This window comes from Mesorhizobium sp. M0830, assembly GCF_040319965.1.
In the GTDB taxonomy this organism is placed as follows: Bacteria; Pseudomonadota; Alphaproteobacteria; order Rhizobiales; family Rhizobiaceae; genus Mesorhizobium.
Genome location: NZ_JAMYOR010000025.1, coordinates 42,401 through 62,121 on the forward strand (window position 1 = coordinate 42,401; position 19,721 = coordinate 62,121).

The window sequence follows — 19,721 nt, forward strand, 5'->3', positions numbered from 1 at the left end:
GAAAGGAAACTCCCCGCTCACGATAGAGTCCATGAGTTTCATATATTTTCCGGCAGATGGATGTCGAACGGGAGAAATGTCTGTCCGGGTGTTTCAGCGGTGCCGGTCTCGATAGCCCGCGTCATCAGCGTTATCAGCTCCCGGCAAAGTCGGTGCATTGGCGTGGCGACCGCCATCGTGACGATATTATCTGCGAGCGCCGCCCGAGACTCCGGTGTGATTTCATTCACGATCGCGACGAGATCGCGACTTTTGCCCTCTTCTCGGAGCGCGGAGATGGCGCCCTCCATGCCGCCGCCGGCGACATAGAAGCCGACGAGCTCGGGCTCTCGCTGCATGAGATCAAGCGTTGCCTCGTAGGTGATCTGCCGTTTCTCGAGGTTCATGACAGGATCCAGCACCTCGAACGTGGGCGCGTTCTCACGGCAATAGGAGCGAAAGCCGACGTCACGGAGCTCGTGCCCCTGGAAACGATGGCTGCCGACAAAAACCGCCACTTTGCCGGGCCGTTTTGCGACCTTCGACACCATCCAAGCGGCCGTGCGCCCCACCTTGCGGTTGTTAAGGCCGATATACCCCTGTCGCACGCCGGCGGCGAAGTCGGAAAGCAGCGAGAAAACCGGAATGCCTTTGGCCTTGAGGTCCTCAACCGCTGCTGTAATTTTCGGGTGGTCCGGTGCCACCATCGCGATCGCATGGCAGCGTGCGCCCAAATCCTTGAGCCGCGCGATCAGGTCGCTCGGCATATGTGACGGGGCGAATTCGACGAGCGGAATGCCGTGGAAGGACTGGGCCAAATTGACCGATGCTTCGACCTCGCGCGCAAAATCTTGGTAGAAATGCTGGGCCGGTTTTCTCAAGATGAAGCCCAGACGGTAGTGCGGTAGGTCTCGCCGCAAGCGCTGCTTGATTAGCCCGGCAGCATGATAGCCGATCGCGTGGGCGGCGTCGTGGACCCGCCGCGCGGTCTCCTCGCGCACCGGATGGCGGGCGTTCAGAACCCGATCGATCGTTGCTACGCTGACTCGGGCTTCGCGGGCGAGATCGGCAATTGTGGGGCGCTTGGTCATAGGTCCTATTCTGATCGGTTTTTGACGCGGGCCGGATCTCTGTCGCCTAACGCGTTTCGGTTTCGGGTGGCAAAGTGAAAACGTCCCATACGAATGGCCAACAGCGTGTTGGACGAACATCATTCCAGACGTAAACCGCCCGGGTATACTGAAAGGCTCATTCGCTTAAAGGGCGGTGACGGTTTGCACTCACACATTTAGCGCTTCGGCTACATGGTCCGTGAGCTGCGGGTCGGTCGTTCAGTTCATGTGACCAGCTAGGCGACTTAACAGGTCGTGGGCCGCCCACCTTACTTGGAGGAGGGTAGCCGGTTTGATGCCTCGGCAAGCTGATGACCGCAGAAGGCGGCTTTCATCTGTGCTCGGTCCAATTCTCCTTCCCAGCGGGCGACGACGAGGGATGCCACTGCGTTGCCGACGCAATTCGTCAGCGCCCGGCATTCGGACATGAAGCGGTCGATGCCGAGTATCAGTGCCATCCCAGCAACGGGAACACTCGGAACTACGGCGAGCGTAGCCGCCAGGGTGATGAAGCCCGCGCCTGTGACACCTGCAGCGCCCTTGGAGGAAAGCATTGCTACGAGCAGCAGCAGCACCTGATCGCCGATGGACAGATCCGTGTTCGTCGCCTGCGCGATGAAGAGGGCCGCCAGCGTCATGTAGATATTCGTGCCGTCCAGATTGAATGAGTATCCGGCCGGGATGACGAGACCCACAACCGAACGCCTGGCGCCCGCCTTCTCCATTTTCTGCATCAGCGAAGGGAGCGCCGCCTCCGAGGAGGACGTTGCGAGGACAAGCAGCAGCTCTTCCTTGATGTAGCGAATGAGAGAACAGATCGAGAAGCCGTTGTAGCGACAGACCGCGCCGAGAACCCCGAACACGAAGAGGAAGGCGGTGAAATAGAACGTCGCGACCAGCATCGCGAGGTTGACCACCGAGCCGATGCCATATCTGCCGATGGTGAAGGCCATTGCGCCAAAAGCGCCGATCGGCGCGGCCTTCATCAGAATTCCAACGAGCTTGAAGACAGGCGCGATGAGCGCCTGAAGGAAGCAAACGACAGGCTTGCCCGGCTCTCCGGCCATCGCAAGCGCCATGCCGAACAGAACCGAGAAGAACAGCACCTGCAGGATGTCGCCTTCCGCGAAGGCACCGACGATCGTTGGCGGGATGATGTTCATCAGAAAGCCGGTGACCGACTGCTCGCTAGCTTTTGCGGCATAGGTATTCACGGCCTGGACATCGAGCGAGGCCGGATCAATGTTGAGGCCGGCGCCAGGCTGGACGACATTGGCGACGATGAGGCCGACGATCAGCGCGAGCGTCGAGAAGGTGAGGAAATAGACCATTGCTTTACCGGCGACCCGGCCGACCTTATGAAGATCGTTCATGCCGGCAATGCCGGTGGCAATTGTCAGGAAGATGACAGGCGCGATGATCATCTTGACCAGCTTGATGAAGGCATCACCCAGCGGCTTCAGGCTCTCGCCGGTCTCCGGATAAAAATAGCCAATTGCGACGCCGAGCGCGATGGCGGCAAGCACCTGGGCGTAGAGCTTGGTGTAGAAGGGTTTGCGGGGCGCGGGACTCGCGCCGCGGACTTGCGCAGCTGACACTGTTTCTCTCTCCCTGACCGGATCGAGGTGGCGTGACTTCTCCCGGGCTTCTCCCTATCGCGGCGCTCCGGTCGAACGCTGCACCAACGCCGCCGCAATACCCATGCCAGATGAATCCGCATGACCTGAACTGACGTGGGCTCGCCAATGATGGAGGAATGCGGTGTCAGACCAGCGGGATGGCCGCGGTCCGGCACGCCCTTGATGGTCTCTGGCAGAGTGCTGCCGGTCGATCCCTCTGGCTAGCGGTTTTGCTGCACAGAGCGTGGTGGGTTCCTCGTTTTAGCCGGCTTTGGACCGGGCCGCATCGCTGGCGCCAGCGCGTACCAAATAGGTGGCCTGTTCATAAGCCCGTCCAGATGACAGACTAACTTACCCCTGTTCGGAAGCGCTGTGAGAGGCGAGTTCCTCTCGCCGGAACGCCTGCGCCACATGACGAAATCCGTTGGCCTAGAGGAGGCCGAGAGCTTCGCTCTCCCTGACTAGCCGTGGCACCCATGATGGAATGAATGCGCTGGCACAAGGCGGGAACGACGAGGGTCCAGCACGACCCGTTGATGTTCACTGACAGAGTGCTGCCAGTCGATCCCTCTGGCTCGCGGTTCATCGGTGGCATCAGAGCCGAGAATGCTGTGCTCTTTGCAGCGCTCCCGCTGCATGAAAGCCACGTCGAGACGTAGAGATTGACGCCGTTGGCGCTGACCACGACGATGCGATCTGGAAATTGCGAGCACCGCCTACCAAGCCGTACTCGACGCCAGCTTCGCGCCTTCACACGCGACACCGCCGCCGCATGATCAACTCGAGCAAAATGGCGGTTGCCGCAAACGACCAGTGCCGTTGGCGGTTATTATCACTTCCGCCCCTCCTTCGCGGGCGCTGGTGAATGGCACGGCCCGGCTTTTACACTCGGCGCGGTCAGCCGCTCGGGCACCGCATCGCCGGCGCAAGTATTTCCGTCGTTCAACGGCAAAAACAGAATTGATGAATTCTATCATATGCCGCGAGGTTTCCTTTCACGAATGAAAGAAAGCTCGATTGACTATCCCGCCTCGCTCCAGTCTGTTGAAAACAACGTGTGGTTGCCTTGGTGCAAGCCGAGACCATGGCCAAGCTTCGTGGAGGGGAGAGCCAAGCGATGCATCAGGGTTCGATCCGCTTTGCACTCGACCAAACGGCGGCGGCACGAGTTCACGTCGGAGTATTTTCGCGCTTGCTCGCGACGTCGCGGGCGCACATGCCGCCGGCCTACGTTTGATGGCGCGAGATCGAGGATCACATGCACCACAACATTCGCAAATCAGAACAAAATGCCAGCGAGTGCGGCATATCGCTGCCGGATGCGATAAGGGGTTGTCCAACGTCCGAGACGAATCCTGCGAATGGGGCATTGCACGAGCGCGCCCTCACCGGAATCTTCGAAATATCGAAAATACTCACCGGTCCCGCCCGGCTCGAACTCACGTTGGCCAAGGTCGTTGATCTCCTGCACTTAGTGCAGATGCGGCACGGCATCATCACTCTCTGCGATGCCGAGGCCGGACTGGACATCACCGTGGCCAGCGACTGCGACACGAACAGCAATGAGCCCTCCCGGTCGCGCGTGCCGCGCAACGCCATCGATCAGATTGTGACGACGGACACGCCACTCATCGCCGAGGACATAGCGATGCATCCGGCCTTCACTGCCGCTGACATCGAGGTGCTTGGGGCCTCCGACACCGTGTCCTTCATCGGCGTTCCCATTCGTGTTGATGGAAACGCCGTAGGCGCGCTGACTGTGGACAGGGCTTTGGAAAGCAGGTCAAGCTATCGGCTCGATTACGATGTCCGACTGCTCACCATGATTGCCAACATGGTGGGACAGACAGTCAAGTTGCACCGCTTCTCCGCCGGGGACCGCGAGCGACCGCCGGAGTTGGAAGATCGGCTGCAAACGAAATTTTCAGATGTTAAGCACCCTGCACCCCGGCGCAAAAAGGTTCATGTCGAGGGGATGATTGGTGACAGTCCGGCGATAAGCGCGCTGCTGGAGAAGATCGCGATCGTAGCCAAGGCAAAAACCACCGTTCTGTTGCGAGGCGAGTCCGGTACCGGAAAGGAGCTGGCTGCCAAGGCAATTCACGAGTTGTCGCCGCGCGCCAAGCGGCCCTTCGTTAAACTCAATTGTGCAGCGCTCCCAGAGACAGTCCTGGAATCCGAATTGTTCGGTCATGAGAAGGGTGCCTTCACAAGCGCATTCAATTCCCGCAAGGGGCGCTTTGAGCTCGCTGACAAGGGGACGTTGTTTCTGGATGAGATTGGCGAGATCTCGGCCTCGTTCCAGGCAAAGCTACTGCGCGTGCTGCAGGAGCAGGAGTTTGAGCGCGTCGGCAGCAATCAGACCATCAAGGTCGATGTTCGCGTGATTGCCGCCACGAACAGGAACCTGGAAGAGGCGGTTGCAAGGAATGAGTTCCGCGCCGACCTATACTACCGCATCAACGTGGTTCCCTTGCTGGTACCAGCATTGCGCCAGAGGCGCAGCGATATTCCGCTGCTCGCAGCTGAGTTTCTCAAGAAGTTCAACGACGAGAACGGCTGTACGCTTACCTTCGATCCGTGTGCGATTGAAGTGCTGATGAAATGTGAGTTTCCCGGCAACATTCGCGAGCTTGAAAATTGCGTGCATCGGACAGCGATCCTGGCCGAGGGACTATCAATCGGGAGAAACGACTTTGCCTGCTCCCAAGGCCAATGCTTTGCCGAGGCGCTGTGGAAGTGCAGATCGGGCATGGCCGCGCTGCAACCAGCGCCGATCCTGCCGGAGTCAGTGAATCCGACCACGCCGCCGGATGCGGCAGCCTCTTCGGCCGCGACCACAGTCCCGCGTGCCGGCGCAACACACCCAATTGGTGCGAGGACCCCCGACATAGAGCGCGTCATTGCTGCCATGGAAAGATGTGGCTGGGTGCAGGCAAAGGCAGCGCGCCTCCTTGGACTGACCCCGCGCCAGATTGGCTACGTGCTGAGGAAATACGGCGTCGAGATCAAGCGTATCTGAAACCGAGCAGATGAGCTGAGCTGCTTAGCGCCTTGCGGCAGCGATGCAGGTCCGCGTCCGCTTCCACTCGATTCATCGAGGACAGCCTGGCCGAATTCCCGTGTCTGCGTTGCGACCATCGTGTGAGAGGCAACGCTTCCATCGTCAATCCTGTCCGCCATGTTGCTCTCGTTGCGAGCTCATACGGATGCCCCTGGTGAATGAAACGGAGTTAAAATATGTCCGATGCAAAACTGCAAACTGTGCTTTCGGCTCTTCCGCCAGTGACGCGACAGTTAGATGCTCTGCCGTCCAACGGACCGGCGCCGGACGGAAATTTTGTCAAGCTGAATACGAATGAAAACCCGTTTCCGTTGCCGCCAATCATAATGCAAAGTGCAGTGGCGGCTCTCAAGTGCCAGTATCTATATCCGGATGACGATAACATCAGCTTGAGGGAAGCGGCGTCCAGCACCTATGGCGTTTCCAGGGATCAGGTCATCGCAGGCAACGGGTCGTCTGAACTGCTCGGACTCATCTACAGAGCTTTCCTCGCGCCTGGCGATAAGGTTGCGATGATGTCGCCAGGGTTTTCGTTCAACCGCAAACTTGCCATGATTCAGGGCGCCGAGTTTCTCGAAGTCGGATGTCAAGCTCATTCCCTGCCAATGGAGCAATTGCTTTCCGGTCCGGCAAAAGACGCCAAGTTCATTATGTTGGCCAATCCAAACAATCCGACCGGAACATTCCTCCCGATAAGCGATATCGAACGCCTCGTAGCACAATCGGACCGCTTGGTTGTCCTTGATGAAGCCTACGTCGACTTTGCACCCGATCATGGCCTGCGCCTCATCAACCAGTATCCGAACGTTCTGATCTTGAGGTCATTCTCGAAAAGCTATGCCGCCGCCGGCATTCGCGTCGGTTTCGGTTTCGGTCACCCTGAAATTATTGGCAGGCTGCGAAACATCCAGAACGTCTTCAACATGAACGTCATCGGGCATGCCGTTGGTATCAGCGTGCTTGCGCATCGCGGCGCCTACGCAGAGAACCACAAGCACATCAAGGATGAACGAGAGCGAGTGACAGTCGCGCTGTCGCAACTCGGATTTTCCGTAACGCCCTCCCGCGCAAATTTCTTGCTGGCCCGTGTGCCCGCGGGACAGGACGGCTCATGGTGGCAAGCAGCATTGGAAAGGCAAAAGATACTTGTCGCGTTTTTTCCGGACAAAGGCTTGGAACACTGCATCCGCGTCAGCATCGGCACAAAAGAGCAGATGGATGCATTTCTTGCTGCCGCTGGCGACATTGCTGGAAGCTTAATGGTGCCAAGCTCCAAGGGCAGGGAAGCGTCAGGCTCTGCTTCTTCGTTACGCTGACGCAAATCGGCGATCACACACATCTCTTCCGACTTGCTTGGTCATCCCAGCAAGAGAACAGCCTGCCTTTTAAAATCGGGGACTTATCGAGTGACAAACGTCTTTCCTTCAAACCTAGCGTTCGGCATCTTCGATCATCTGGACGAGGATGGCCGCGACATCGGTCGGCAATACGAAGATCGCCTGATATTAGCAGAGGCGTGCGATCAGCTAGGGTTCTATGCCTATCATCTCGCAGAACATCACTGTACTCCCCATGGGAGAGGTCCATCGCCGAATCTGTTCTTATCGAGCGTCGCCCAGCGCACCCGGCGCTTGCGTCTCGGACCCTTGGTGATGCTGCTTGCGCTTTATCATCCGCTGCGTGCGTTCGAAGAGATCTGTATGCTGGACCAGTTGAGCGGTGGCAGGCTCGAACTGGGCATAGGGCGCGGTGCTCTCCCGATCGAATTGGGCTACTTCGGGATTGGTGCGGACGCGGTGCCGGGCCGTTATGCCGAAGCCAGCGAAATCCTCATGGAAATACTTGTTAATCCGATGAAGGTCGGCACGCTATGCTATCAAGGCCGCCATTTTGATCTCAATGACGTTCCTTTGACGTTAAGACCTCATCAGCGTCCACATCCGCCGACATGGGTTGCTGCCAATCGACCCGAGTCCGCAGCTTGGGCGGCTGCGAATGGAACCAATATCGCGTGTGTAGGACCTTCCTCTTCTGTTCGCAAAACTACTGATGCGTTCCGCGCCTATCGAGAGGACAACGCTGGCGCGGGGGATCAGGCGCAATTTATCGGATTGCTCCGCATGGTCGTGGTTGGGCGTTGTGACACACATGCCTATTCGCTCGCGGCACCTGCTTACGAACGCTGGCTCAAGAGCTTCCAATTCCTTTACGAGCTTAACGCTATCCCCACTCCACCAAACCTGCCGCTGACCTTCGATGCGGCAGTCGAGAGTGAATTGTGCGTGGTAGGATCAGCAGAATCTGTGCGAAAAGCTCTGTTAGGTCAGTTGGAAGTGGCAGGTGCCAACTACCTGCTTTGTCAACTGGCATTTGGAAATCTGCCGCTAGATGCTTCCCTGTACACCGCGACGACCATTCAATCCGAAATCATGGCTCGATTTGGCTGACCATGAAATTCGCGGTCTGAGGTTGAATCGTTGTACAGCGCTCCCTCACATCCACGTGCTCGAGCGTGCACGTGATGGGGACGGGCAATCGGGAGGGAGGCCAAACTGACGACGAGCCGGCGGCACAGAATACCAGCTTTGTGCGTTGGCTGGCGTCCGGGCCATCGTGTGAACCTGGATGATCCTAAGGAGATGATGGCCGAGCGCGTCACGATGCAGGCACGCGTCTGCTCGTCGCGCTCGCGCTACCCGTTGCCCATAGCCCGCCGCAGAGGTTCTTCTCGCCCGGGGCGGCGTCGGTGCGGCGCCTCCAGCTTCATCAGCGGCCTTGCGGTAGCAAAGCCGCCACTCGCTACGGCGCTGTTGAGGGCGCGCTCGCGAGCGGCTTTGCTACGCCCAGCCACCAACGGGAGCGAGCTCGCCCGATGATGGGGTGCACCGCGGTCGGGATACGATGCTGAAGGAAATCGTTCGCAGCCGGTCTTCACGAACTGCGAGGAGTGCTTGTCCTTGAATGCTGCCTGCTGGCCGTCTGCGGTGGCCTGAGTGGTCCGCCGACACGCCCGAAAGTCAACGCCACTACCACAAGGCCGCCAAAAACTCAGGTCTGGGAGCCAGCTTGGACGGTGGTCTCGTGTTCGGGGATGTCGTCGAAGGAGGCGTAGTTGAGATAGTAGAGTTTGGAATACAGGCCGCCCATAGCTATTAGCTCATCGTGGTTGCCAGTCGCAACAACTTGGCCATTCTGAAGCACGATGATGCGGTCGGCCCCCCGGATCGTGGCGAGACGGTGGGCGATGACGAGGCCGGTCCGCCCTTCAAGCAGCTTGATCAGAGCCTTCTGAATCTGCAATTCCGTATAGCTGTCGATGTTGGCGGTCGCTTCGTCGAGCACGAGGATCTTGGCGTCAGCGACGAGGGCGCGGGCGAAACTGATAAGCTGGCGCTGGCCGAGAGATAAGTTGTCGCCGCGTTCGCCAAGTTGGGTCTCATACCCGTCGGCGAGGCTCATGACGAAGTCATGCGCGCCGACCGCCTTCGCCGCCTCGATCACCTTGTCGCGCGTGGCTTCCGTCTTCTGGTATCGAATGTTCTCGAAGACCGTCCCGGTGAACAGGAATGGCTCCTGCAGCACCATGGCGACCTGGCGGCCGAGCGATTCCTGGGTGAGGTCGCGCACATCATGCCCGCCGACCAGCACCTGACCCTGCTGAACATCATAGAAGCGGTGGACCAGGGCCATCGCACTCGATTTGCCAGAACCGCTCGGTCCGACCAGTGCGACCGTCTCGCCGGGATTGACCCTGAAGGAGACATTTTTCAGAACCGAACGGTTCGGATCGTAGCCGAATGTGACGTCCCTAAACTCGACCGAGCCGTCCATTTCGGGCGAAAGTACCTCGGCATTGGGTTTGTCCTGAACATCGATCTTGACATCGAGCACATCGGTCAGGCGCTTGCCTGAGGCCATGGCGCGCTGCATGATCGAATATTGCAAGGTGAGTGAGCGGATCGGGTCAAAGAAGCGCTGGATGTAAAACAGGTAGGCTACCAACACGCCCACATCTATACGGCTATTCACGACCATCGAGCCGCCGACCACAATAACGGCGGCCAAGGCGAGGCCCGTGAGGCCATCGACGATAGGCACCATGACCAGTGCATATCTGGCAGCGATCAGTTGGGTCCTGAGGTTGGCATGGGCCCGGTCGTCGAAAAGAATGAAATTCACCTGCTGGCGATCCATCGACTGTATGGTCCGCACGCCGTGAATGGCTTCGGCCAGCGCGCCATTGACGACTGAATTGGTTTCGTGTGCAGCCATGAAGGCGTCGCGGGCACGCGGCAGCCAGACAATGCGGACGATCACCAGGATCGGCAGAACCGACAGCGTCAGGAGGCCGAGGCGAAAGTCGAGCCACAGCATTACGAAAACGATACCGAAGAGAAGCGCAACATCACCTAGGGAATATACCGAGGTTTCCAGGAACTCCTGTATGGAGTTAACGTCGCCTTGCAGCCGCGACATCAGGCGTCCGACCTCAGTCTTGTCCATGAAAGAGAGCGAAACCTTTTGCAGATGGCCAAACATGGCGCGGCGGATGTCGAACAGGACAGTTTCGGCAATTTTCCCATCCAAGGTTTCCTGCATGTAACCGGCGGCGAAATTGACCAAAATCGCCGAAAGGAACGCGCCGACGGCCGCAAGCTGGGCTGAGCGATCGCTCGCTGCCGGGTTCATGCCCTGGTCGATCGCGTAGCGGATGATCAAGGGGATGAGAAGCTGCGTCCCGGTGAAGATCAACATCGCGACAATCGTGACAACTACCTTTGCCCGATAGGGATGGACGAAGCCCCAGATCCGGCGGAGGATGCTCTTGTCGAAAGCCCGGCCGAACATCTCCTCCTCGATCCGGTGCGAGCCGACGACCGCGCGCGGAGGGCGTCTGCCGTCGTCACGTTCGGCTTCGAGTTCGCCGGGGCCCTGGTCCATCAGCGGGCGCCCCCATACTGGGTCATATGCTATCACCTGGGCGCGTCTGGAGATCGTAAAGGGCCCTGTAGCGTCCCCGCTTCGCCAGAAGCTCTTCATGCGTGCCGCGTTCTACGATTTCGCCGTTATCGACAAAAAGGATCTGATCGGCATGCATAAGCGCACTCAGCCGGTGCGCGATGATGATCGTCACCCGATCCTTGGCGAAGCGCCGCGTCGCCGCGCGAATGCGCTGCTCGGTGCCGGCATCGATCGCGGCCATCGAGTCGTCGAAAACGACGACAGAGGGGCGCAGCATCATGGTGCGAGCAATCGTGAGACGCTGGCGCTGGCCGCCAGAGAGAGAGACGCCGCGTTCGCCCACGACCGTCTCATACCCTGCTGGGAGCCCGAGGATGTAGTTGTGGAGCTGGGCGAATTCGCCAGCGCGTTCAATTCGCTGTCTCTTCGCCCAGGGGTCGCCATAAGCGATGTTGTTCTCAATCGTGGTGGTGAACAGGAACGCATCCTGCTGTACAACGGCAACCGCCTTGCGAAGGCTCTCGAGGGTGACATTGCGTATGTCCTGGCCGTCCAACGTGATGGCGCCACCGGTCACGTCGTAAAAGCGGGGGATCAGATGAGCCATCGTCGATTTGCCGGAACCCTGCGGACCGACGATCGCGATCGTCTCGCCTCTCCGGGCCTCAAAGCTGAGGTTCTTCAGAATGGCGCGGTTTTCGACATTGGGGTACGCAAATGAGACATTGTGGAAGCGCAGAGTGCCGTCGCTTATCTCAAGCGGTCTGGCCTCGAGAGCATCCCTGATCGTGATCTCCTGATCGAGGAGACCGAAAAGCCGCGAACCGCAGCTGGAAGCGCGGGCAAAGGCATTGACCATGAGGCCGATCTGGCGGACTGGCATTTGCAGGATGGTCATGAAGGTCAGGAAGGTCGCCATCGTTCCGACGCTGATCTCGCCAGCGATGAGCTTGTTGCCACCGATCCAAAGGACCAATCCCATTGCGAAAAAGAAGGACAAGGTCATCGCCGACGTGCTGGGTACGTAGATGTCAACGAGATCGTTGGCGAGGCCGAGCGCGGTCTTGGAAGCGCGGTCGAACTTCAGCATCTCATAGGATTGAGCCGCAAAAGCGCGGACCACGCGGATGCCTGCGAGATTTTCCTTCATCACGCGGCTTAGTACCGAAAGGCGCTCATAGAGGTCGAGCCAGGTGGCGCGCAGCCTAAGCTGTGTGGTCGATGAGCGCCAGGCGACAAAAGGCACGAAGCTCAGCGCGACCAGGCCGAGCATGAGATCGATCGAGATCATCATGTAGGCGCCGATCCCGATCAGCATGGTGAGCAGGACCACGCGAACGAGCGCGGTGGAAAAATACATCCGCACGCCTTGGAGATCGAGCATTCCTATGGTGATCAGATCGCCTGAATGGACCTGATCGTGAAAGGAAAAGCTGAGACGCTGGATCTTGTCGTAGTAGGCGAGCCGCAGTTCGTACGCGACATGATGCCCGACGGCTTCGGCAAAATAGTTCTGCGCCATCGTGAAAAGGCCGCGTAGCGCGGTGACGGCGAGCAGCAGGAGAGCCGGGGTCCAGAGCGCTTGTCCTGCCGCGCTTCCGGCGACACCGCCCCCGATGGCTGTCTGGGCCTGGTCGACAGCCCGGCCGAGAAGCTGGGGAATGAGCAACTGGAGGATTGCCGCCATGATCGTCGAGCCCATAGCGAAGGCGACCTGCCAGGGATGCCGAAAATTCATGCGCGTTATGCGCAACAGCGTACTCAAATCCCGGCCCCAGCGCGCCGCTTCAACATGGGTCAACGAATTCAGAGCGTTCGTTGTGCTGCCGACAGCATCACTGTTCACGGGTGTATTCCCGACTGCATTTTGCGCCTTCGAGGAAAGCCGAAGGACGCATCATCAAAGGCGACCGCCATTTTAATCCTGTCCACAACCTGCAGCCTTGCCCGTTCCCAGAAGCCGAGCCGCCGCTTGACTAAGTGGCATGTCGATCACCGTGATTCCGCTTGCCGCAAGGAAACGCGCTTCGTTTCTGGTCAGGGTTTCCGCGTCCATTACGGTGCAATAGGGACCGCGGGAGCGCTTCATGATCTGTCTGGCGTAGGTGCGCAGCATCTGATCGTTGAAGCGGCAGCCAACGAAGAAAAATCCACGGGTGATGCGCCGTTCCTTCACCACGTCTGGGATCGGTGTCTGGATATCAATTTCGGTCAGGACTTCGACATAGTCGGAATCTGCGACGAGAAAGTTTTGCGAGGGCCTACTACTCCCGTGAGGTGCATAGAGGACCGTCTTTGCCCCCGATTGAGCGTCGAGCTCCCTCCCGGACAAATCGTAGGTTTTTGTCCAAATGTTGCCGATCTCGTTCGCGCGCGTGACGCCTTGTATCTCAACGACGTCCGTTCGGCCGGTCTCCACGAGAGCCGTGCGCATCGCGCTGTCATACCAGCTGTCGATGATGAGGGAGAGCGGCAGCCTTGCGAGCCAGGCGTGGAGGAGGGTTGGCCTCACCGGCGCTGCGAATATCTCCGTCATCCAAGCTTGAAGCGTCCGGCGATGCCGGCGCTGTTCGATGAACTGCGCAACCGACCACATATTGGTGCGGATCCTGGAAGGGGCGGGCGCCCGTGCATTGAGTGCCGCGGCAACGACCTCCGGAGTATGCGGCACAGGCGGTTCCGCACAGTTGAACCCAAGAAGGCCCGGACCGAGATAAGGGATCACCTCATCGGCGGCGAGCGCTGCCTTCGCCAAGTCAAGCAGCTTATCGGCAAAACTGTCCCGCACGATGACGAGGTGGTCCGATGTCAGGATCGTGTTCATGCTCGTTTCCTCGCGACGCACCTAGGAGCAGCATCAGTCCTCTTCGGAAACTTTCCTTGCCTCGACAGTGATCGGCAGACGCGTATCCCGTGGGAGATCGGGTAAGACGAGCCGCCACCCGTTCCGGAGCGTGATAGTTCCGCCCCACAACTCTTCCTTCTCGAGCTTGATGATCGGCTCTTCGAGGTCCTTTTTGGGGACATAGGCCGACAAGCCAGCATCGGTCCTGCGGATCATGACTTTCATCTGGCCGTCCCTTCATTGGAATTGCTTTCAGCACTGTAGGACGCCTCGGCTTTGTCGAGGCTCATCAGTTCACGCGCTCGCATGCCGACGACGGTGCCACGGTCGATCCACTCGACCGCATAGATGAAGAACTGCTGGAGAAAGGTGCCGATGTCGCGCACATATCCCTCGTCGCCCTTCCGCACGAGATTTTCGCCGATCTCCCTGCCAGGATAGGTGCCGTCATTCTTTATGTGGCGAGTAGCACGTACCCGCTCTCCCGGCATGAAGCGTGGCGGCCTGCGGATTTCGATCTCCTCTTCGCGTCCGAGCGACATGTCCGTTCCCTGATTTCTCTTGCGGCTGCAGGTTGTGCGTTCCAGGCGTCCTGCGTAGGCAGCCCCAACCATGTCGGCAGCCATGTGGTCACGCAGGAACGCAGGTCTTCGGCACCGGACATACCGAGGCACATTGCTGCGCATCGAAGACCCCCTCGCATTCGGTGCACTTCTGTGACTCGATCACGTAGCTCTCGCCTTTGAACTTGATCGCGCCGGAAGGACATTCGAATTCGCAGGCGCCGCATTGGGTGCATTGGGATGCGATGATCTTGAAAGCCATTTTAACTCCTGGTCCGAATGGATGAGACAGCTCAGGCCGTCGCCGCGAGTGCGGGGGCCCCTGACGTGGCGGTGTAAATCGCGCTGATTGCCGTCTCGATATAGTCATGGGCAAAAGCATCGGTCGCTTGGATTCCAGCCTCCGCGAGCTGATCCTGCGGGCAAGTTCCAATCCTGGCGCACAGCACGATATCTATGCCTTGAAGGGCTGCGATGATGCCATCGAGGGCGGCTTCCTTGCCCAAGCCGCCGAGGCAATACTTCTCCACCTTCCGATGCCCGACAAAGCTGATCCCTCTCGGCGAGGCTTCGTAAACCTGGAATTCCTTCGCATGGCCGAAATGTTCGTTGACGCGGCCGCCGCCCTTGGTCGCCACCGCGAAGAGGACGGCTTTGCCGGGCCTGGCTGCCTTGACCAATCCGATCGCTTCACTTCTGGCCGCCACGTGATCACGGCGCTCCTGCGCGACCAGCTCCCGATAGGCGTTACGCTTGCTGGCATCGTAGGTGACCTCGCCGGGAATCCGGTCGGCCCTGAATTCCTGGCCACGATCCTCGCCAAGCATGCCGACGGCATCTGCCCGGCACTGCCGGCAGTGGCGCATCAACTGGGCGCCGCCTTCGAGACGATCCTGAAGAGCCTTCAGCTCCATTGCGTTTGGGCCGCGCTGCCCGCTCAGTCCGTAATGCGTGCCGTGTGCCGGGTCCGAAATCAGCGGCATGAGGTTGTGCAGGAACGCGCCTCGCTCCTTGACGCATCTATTCACCTCGATCAGATGCTCATCGTTCACGCCAGGAATCATCACCGAGTTGATTTTGGTGAGGATGCCGCGCGCGGTAAGCATCTCCAGGCCCAACATCTGCCGCTCGTGCAGGATCCGGGCGGCTTCGAGGCCGACGTAGCGGCGATGGTCGTAAAAGATCCAAGGATAGATCTTTGTACCGACCTCAGGGTCGACCATGTTGATGGTGATCGTCACGTGATCGACATTCATGTCGGCAAGCTCATCGACATGGTCCGGTAGCGCGAGCCCATTCGTGGAGATGCAAAACTTGATGTCTGGGATTTCCCTGGCGACCCTGGCGAAGGTCGCCTTCGTCTTCTTCCAGTCGTAACAGGCATCGCCCGGTCCGGCGATGCCGAGCACGGAAAGCTGCGGCACCTCGCTGGCGACCGCGATCACCTTGCGTAGCGCCTGGTCGGGCGTCAGCTTTTCAGAGGCCACCCCAGGCCGGCTTTCGTTGGCGCAGTCATATTTGCGATTGCAGTAGTTGCACTGGATGTTGCAGCCTGGCGCGACCGCGACGTGCATGCGCGCGAAATAGTGATGCGCCTCTTCTGAAAAGCAGGGGTGATCCTTGATCTTCTCCCAGACAGCCGGATCCGTGTCGTCGGGCTTTGTCGACGAGCCGCAGGATGACGCGCAGCCACCGGGTTTCATGGTGCCAAGCAACTGGTCACCGAATGTCGTGCTGAGGCTCTCAAGCGAAATTGCCGGTGCAGACATGAACGGCTCCGTTGCTGCGTGATGTCGCAGTTCAAAGCGCAAGAGCTATGCCAGCTCAAAGAGCTGTTTCGGTTCACGAATAGGCTTGTCGTGTCAGATTCCTTCGGATTGCTCCGACACACCTTTGTCGGGCTTACGACAGTGGACACGCAAATAGGGTCGCGAGGCTACCAGCCTTGGGCGCGCAAAGTGTGAGCGAGACCACTCCGGGCTGCTTACGGTTGACGTCATCACGACGTCTAGAATTTCTTCACCACGATACCATGCCGGCGCAGGGCGTAGCCGACTTGCCGCGGCGTGAGCCCGAGGATACGAGCCGCCCTGGCCTGAACCCAACCGGCCTTGTCCATCGCGTCGATCACCCGGTCGCGTTCCGCCAGACGCGGGGGACAAGTGGGATCGTTCGGATCGCCTGCCGTAAAGGGAGATATCTTGCCTGCGGAGGCACCGATGCAACTGGCCGGCAGCCGCAATCCGACCGGCGCTGCGTTGACCCGTGCGAGATCGTCGATGGCATTGCCGCCATTCGAGCGGTCGGCTCGCTTCCAGAGGAGCCAGGAAAGGCACTGGCCCTTCTTACAGGCGAAATCGGATGGAGTGATCGTCCTTGAGCGCGCAAGTGTGGCCGTCCTTTGGATGCAGTTCTCCAGCTCGCGGACGTTACCAGGGAAGTAACATTGCGAGATCAGGTCAAGCGCCGGCGCCGCGAAGGCTAGTGCGCGATCGTTCTCCTTGTTGAACCGGTTGAGGAAGGCGTTCGCAAGGCGTGGAATATCGCCGGGTCGCTCTCTGAGCGGCGGCAGGATAATTGGCACGACATTGATGCGGTAATAAAGGTCGGCCCTGAACTCCCCTTTTATGACGGCCGTCTCGAGGTCCTTGTTGGTGGCGCATATGAGGCGCACGTCGACCTGTAGCGTTTTGGTGCCGCCGACTCGCTCCAACTCGCCTTCCTGCAAGACACGCAACAGCTTGGCTTGAAAGGCCGGCGAAATCTCGCCGATTTCATCAAGTAGCAGCGTTCCCTCATTTGCCAATTCAAAACGACCGGCGCGCTGGGAGATAGCACCCGTGAAAGCGCCCTTTTCATGCCCAAACAGTTCTGACTCCAGAACGCTTTCAGACAGTGCGGCGCAGTTCAATTTGACGAAAGACTTCTTCCTCCGACGTGAGAGCTTATGGATGGCCTGCGCAAAGAATTCCTTGCCGGTGCCGCTTTCACCCCGCAGAAGCACGGTGGAATTGGTCCCTGCTACGACCGAGACGGTTTCGAGCACCTGCTTGAGTGCGGGGCTTTCCCCGATGATCCCGTCGATTTTGGCATCCGCATGCCGGGCAGGGTCGTAGGTCCTCCCCTCGTTGGGCGATTTCTCCGGTCCCAATTGCTCATGGCCACACCGCTGACGATCTGTACTCAGGGCGCGATGGAGGCGGATGGTCCGGCCGACAAGGTTGGCGACCATCGTCAGGAAATAAATGTCCTCGTCGTCGCGAAAGTCGGTGGCGCCGTCTCCGGCGCGGTCGATCGACAATGTCCCAAGGATATCATGATCAGCCTTTAGCGGGATACCGATAAAGGCAATTGGGATGGTTCCGATGCTCGAAGACGTTTGAAGGTCAGCCTGAAATAGTTGGGACTTGCGCACGTCCGGTATGAAGAGCGGCGTCCCCGTAGCGACGATTTGATCTGTTACGGCCTGTGGTATGACGCGGCGAGTGCCTGATTGACGTACGTGGGTATTGCCGGCAGTCGCGGCAATCTCCAGCTCTCCTTCAGCGTCCAGGACGACGATTGCTCCGTGACGCATCTGCAGAAATGAAGGCAGGACGTTCACGACATTGGCGAGCGTAATCTCCAGCTCGCTGGGGGCGGTCAGCACCTTCGATATCTCGTAGAGTCCTCTGAGCGCGATATCTGATTGGGGCATGCTTTTGATGGGCGGTTCAGGGCGGGTCCCCCGAGGTCCAACCTCGTCGACCCGATCTTGCGGTCCGTGGGTCATGGAAACACCTCAGGGGTTGTCGTCCAGAGTGCTCCTCCTTTTTTATCTGAATTCTGAAAGCACAGTATTCACGAGCTTCTCTTCGTCAAAGCGACGATCGAAGCAAAGAAAATAGACTTGGCGTTGGGCGAGACCTAAACTGTATCAAGATCAACCCTCTTAATACGTGCGTGCGTCGGTCATCCGAATTTGAAGAGGACTCCGAAACCGCCGCGTGGATAGTTCCACTCGATCTCGCCACTGGTCTCACACAAAATCCGGCAGGTGCCGCACTCCATGCAGCCGTCAGCAGTGATCTCCACTTGACCTTTGTCGTTCAGCTCATAACATTTCGCCGGGCAGACGTGGGTAAGCGCGAGCAAGTTCGCGCTTGGCCTCTCGTGCGGTCGCACTTTGATATGCGGACGGCCGGAATCCACCAAGTAGCGGTTCTGGTAAAGCTTGTCCTCGACACGTGACTTTGTCACTGCGATCGTCATTTCGTCTCCCTTCAGCGCCACGCCAATGCAAGGCGGACCGCGTCGCTGACCAGCCCCCAACGCGAGCGCGCCTTGATGAAGGCCGCCGTGGTCGCCTTTTCCTTCTCGATCTTCGGAGTGCCGTCGACACGCATGAAGTTCTGCGCGGCTTGCGACATCAACCGCGGATAAGTTGTGAAGTAATTGCAGGAATTGGTGTGGAGCAAGGCCGGCATATCTTTGTATTTCTTTAGGTCCTTGACCACGAAGGACTTGTCCAGCATGGCTTTGTAAAGAGCGAGATTTCGTTTGGTCATAGGAGCGTTGCGGCTGTTGACCTCGATGATTGCCTCAGCCGCGATGCGGCCGGAGGTCATGGCGAGGTTCGAACCCTCGCGGTGAATGGCGTTGTTCAGTTGCGCGGCATCGCCGACCACGACCCAACCATCGCCAAACAGCTGCGGAATAGCCTTGTAGCCGCCTTCGGGAATGAGGTGTGCGGAATATTCTTTCACTTCCGAGCCGGCGATCAGCGGCCGGATCGAAGGATGGCTCTTTAAGGCATCAAGGAGAACGTAGGGGCTCTCGACCATCCCGGCAAAATCGGAGACGAGGCAGCCGATGCCCAGTGAGATCGACTCCTTGTTGGTGTAGAGGAAGCCGAGCCCGGCCATGCTGCGGGAGGTCGTGCCCACCGCCTCGATCACGCAGCCTTCATCGCCCTTGACGCCGAACCGCTGCTCAATGACCTCTTCGGGCAGGAAATGCATTTCCTTAACGGCGAGCGCCACGGTTTGTGGCTTCGGCATCTGGCGCAGGCCGGCTCGCGTGCCAAGCAGTCCGCAGACACCTTCTGCGAGAACGACCACGTTCGCGTAGATGGCTCCGCCGGCCCGGTCTGTGCGCACGCCGACCACCCTGTCCTTGGCATCACGGATGAGTTCCGTCACGGTCGTCTCGCACAGAAGCGTCGCGCCGGCCTCGCGCACCTTACGCGAAAACCATTTATCGAACTGGGCACGGATGATCGTGTATCGGTTGGGCTTGGCCTCATTGAAGTCGTCCGACCGATAGTGAATCCCGGTATGGGATGTGTCGTCCATCACCCAAAGCCGCTGTTCAACCAAATGCCGCTCGAGAGGCGCATCATCCCGGAAATCCGGGATGATCTTCTCCAGCATGTCCGCGTACATGATGGCACCCTGGACATTCTTGGAGCCCGGATATTCACCGCGCTCCAACTGCAGCACCTTTAGGCCATGGCTGGCCATGGTGTAAGCAGCTGCGTTTCCGGACATGCCTGCCCCAACAACAATGGCGTCGAAGTTTTCCTCGATCATGTCCGTC

15 protein-coding genes are annotated in these 19,721 nt (G+C 59.0%); 3 read left to right on the plus strand and 12 right to left on the minus strand.

Annotated features, from left to right (window positions below; all coding sequences use genetic code 11):
* Positions 1 to 38 precede the first annotated feature (38 nt).
* A complete protein-coding gene (locus NKI20_RS16725) occupies positions 39 to 1,070 on the minus strand; it encodes a LacI family DNA-binding transcriptional regulator (RefSeq protein WP_352832044.1) in 1,032 nt (343 codons plus the stop codon).
* A 290-nt stretch (positions 1,071 to 1,360) separates the two neighbouring features.
* On the minus strand, positions 1,361 to 2,689 hold the full coding sequence (locus tag NKI20_RS16730; protein ID WP_032923201.1) for a dicarboxylate/amino acid:cation symporter: 1,329 nt from the start codon (positions 2,687 to 2,689) through the stop codon (positions 1,361 to 1,363).
* Between the two features lie 1,279 nt (positions 2,690 to 3,968).
* Between NKI20_RS16730 and nifA (NKI20_RS16735) the strand changes: the two genes are divergently transcribed.
* The 3 genes from nifA (NKI20_RS16735) to NKI20_RS16745 all read left to right on the plus strand — a co-directional run bounded on the left by nifA (NKI20_RS16735) (position 3,969) and on the right by NKI20_RS16745 (position 8,221).
* Positions 3,969 to 5,732, plus strand: coding sequence for a nif-specific transcriptional activator NifA (gene nifA, locus NKI20_RS16735; protein ID WP_352832048.1), 1,764 nt, complete (start codon positions 3,969 to 3,971; stop codon positions 5,730 to 5,732).
* Between the two features lie 218 nt (positions 5,733 to 5,950).
* Entirely contained in the window at positions 5,951 to 7,090 is a 1,140-nt protein-coding gene (hisC, locus tag NKI20_RS16740) for a histidinol-phosphate transaminase (protein ID WP_352657238.1), read from the plus strand.
* Positions 7,091 to 7,180: 90 nt separating this feature from the next.
* Entirely contained in the window at positions 7,181 to 8,221 is a 1,041-nt protein-coding gene (locus NKI20_RS16745; protein ID WP_352832052.1) for an LLM class flavin-dependent oxidoreductase, read from the plus strand.
* 601 nt (positions 8,222 to 8,822) lie between these two features.
* On the opposite strand, the gene NKI20_RS16750 is transcribed toward NKI20_RS16745, so the two are convergent.
* The 10 genes from NKI20_RS16750 to NKI20_RS16795 all read right to left on the minus strand — a co-directional run bounded on the left by NKI20_RS16750 (position 8,823) and on the right by NKI20_RS16795 (position 19,714).
* Complete coding sequence (locus NKI20_RS16750; protein ID WP_023736290.1) at positions 8,823 to 10,715, minus strand: ABC transporter ATP-binding protein; 1,893 nt, start codon at positions 10,713 to 10,715, stop codon at positions 8,823 to 8,825.
* A 22-nt stretch (positions 10,716 to 10,737) separates the two neighbouring features.
* Positions 10,738 to 12,582, minus strand: coding sequence for an ABC transporter ATP-binding protein (locus NKI20_RS16755; protein ID WP_352832055.1), 1,845 nt, complete (start codon positions 12,580 to 12,582; stop codon positions 10,738 to 10,740).
* A 72-nt stretch (positions 12,583 to 12,654) separates the two neighbouring features.
* Complete coding sequence (locus tag NKI20_RS16760) at positions 12,655 to 13,560, minus strand: SIR2 family NAD-dependent protein deacylase (RefSeq protein WP_352832058.1); 906 nt, start codon at positions 13,558 to 13,560, stop codon at positions 12,655 to 12,657.
* Between the two features lie 33 nt (positions 13,561 to 13,593).
* A complete protein-coding gene (gene nifT, locus NKI20_RS16765; RefSeq protein WP_023813715.1) occupies positions 13,594 to 13,806 on the minus strand; it encodes a putative nitrogen fixation protein NifT in 213 nt (70 codons plus the stop codon).
* Positions 13,803 to 14,123 carry a nitrogen fixation protein NifZ gene (locus NKI20_RS16770; protein WP_352832061.1) on the minus strand — a complete coding sequence of 107 codons (321 nt, stop codon included), beginning with the start codon at positions 14,121 to 14,123 and terminating at the stop codon, positions 13,803 to 13,805. The genes nifT and NKI20_RS16770 overlap by 4 nt, the downstream gene beginning before the upstream one ends.
* 88 nt (positions 14,124 to 14,211) lie before the next feature.
* Positions 14,212 to 14,406 (minus strand): 4Fe-4S dicluster domain-containing protein, encoded by a 195-nt coding sequence (locus NKI20_RS16775; RefSeq protein WP_023672218.1) that lies wholly within the window; start codon positions 14,404 to 14,406, stop codon positions 14,212 to 14,214.
* A gap of 31 nt (positions 14,407 to 14,437) precedes the next feature.
* A complete protein-coding gene (nifB, locus tag NKI20_RS16780; protein ID WP_352832064.1) occupies positions 14,438 to 15,913 on the minus strand; it encodes a nitrogenase cofactor biosynthesis protein NifB in 1,476 nt (491 codons plus the stop codon).
* Between the two features lie 239 nt (positions 15,914 to 16,152).
* Positions 16,153 to 17,916: a nif-specific transcriptional activator NifA gene (gene nifA, locus NKI20_RS16785; RefSeq protein WP_502898129.1), complete on the minus strand. Its 1,764-nt coding sequence runs from the start codon at positions 17,914 to 17,916 to the stop codon at positions 16,153 to 16,155.
* Positions 17,917 to 18,095: 179 nt separating this feature from the next.
* Positions 18,096 to 18,395, minus strand: a complete 300-nt coding sequence (locus NKI20_RS16790; RefSeq protein WP_023678245.1) for a ferredoxin family protein — start codon at positions 18,393 to 18,395, stop codon at positions 18,096 to 18,098.
* 11 nt (positions 18,396 to 18,406) lie between these two features.
* Positions 18,407 to 19,714, minus strand: coding sequence for an FAD-dependent oxidoreductase (locus NKI20_RS16795; RefSeq protein WP_352832067.1), 1,308 nt, complete (start codon positions 19,712 to 19,714; stop codon positions 18,407 to 18,409).
* Positions 19,715 to 19,721: the final 7 nt, after the last annotated feature.

Bases quoted from the DNA above. Each gene is read 5' to 3' on its own strand.
- NKI20_RS16725 (WP_352832044.1), bottom strand. From the start codon at position 1,070: ATGACCAAGCGCCCCACAATTGCCGATCTCGCCCGCGAAGCCCGAGTC.
- nifA (WP_352832048.1), top strand. From the start codon at position 3,969: ATGCACCACAACATTCGCAAATCAGAACAAAATGCCAGCGAGTGCGGC.
- hisC (WP_352657238.1), top strand. From the start codon at position 5,951: ATGTCCGATGCAAAACTGCAAACTGTGCTTTCGGCTCTTCCGCCAGTG.
- NKI20_RS16750 (WP_023736290.1), bottom strand. From the start codon at position 10,715: ATGGACCAGGGCCCCGGCGAACTCGAAGCCGAACGTGACGACGGCAGA.
- NKI20_RS16760 (WP_352832058.1), bottom strand. From the start codon at position 13,560: ATGAACACGATCCTGACATCGGACCACCTCGTCATCGTGCGGGACAGT.
- nifT (WP_023813715.1), bottom strand. From the start codon at position 13,806: ATGAAAGTCATGATCCGCAGGACCGATGCTGGCTTGTCGGCCTATGTC.
- NKI20_RS16770 (WP_352832061.1), bottom strand. From the start codon at position 14,123: ATGTCGCTCGGACGCGAAGAGGAGATCGAAATCCGCAGGCCGCCACGC.
- NKI20_RS16775 (WP_023672218.1), bottom strand. From the start codon at position 14,406: ATGGCTTTCAAGATCATCGCATCCCAATGCACCCAATGCGGCGCCTGC.
- nifB (WP_352832064.1), bottom strand. From the start codon at position 15,913: ATGTCTGCACCGGCAATTTCGCTTGAGAGCCTCAGCACGACATTCGGT.
- nifA (WP_502898129.1), bottom strand. From the start codon at position 17,916: ATGACCCACGGACCGCAAGATCGGGTCGACGAGGTTGGACCTCGGGGG.
- NKI20_RS16790 (WP_023678245.1), bottom strand. From the start codon at position 18,395: ATGACGATCGCAGTGACAAAGTCACGTGTCGAGGACAAGCTTTACCAG.
- NKI20_RS16795 (WP_352832067.1), bottom strand. From the start codon at position 19,714: ATGATCGAGGAAAACTTCGACGCCATTGTTGTTGGGGCAGGCATGTCC.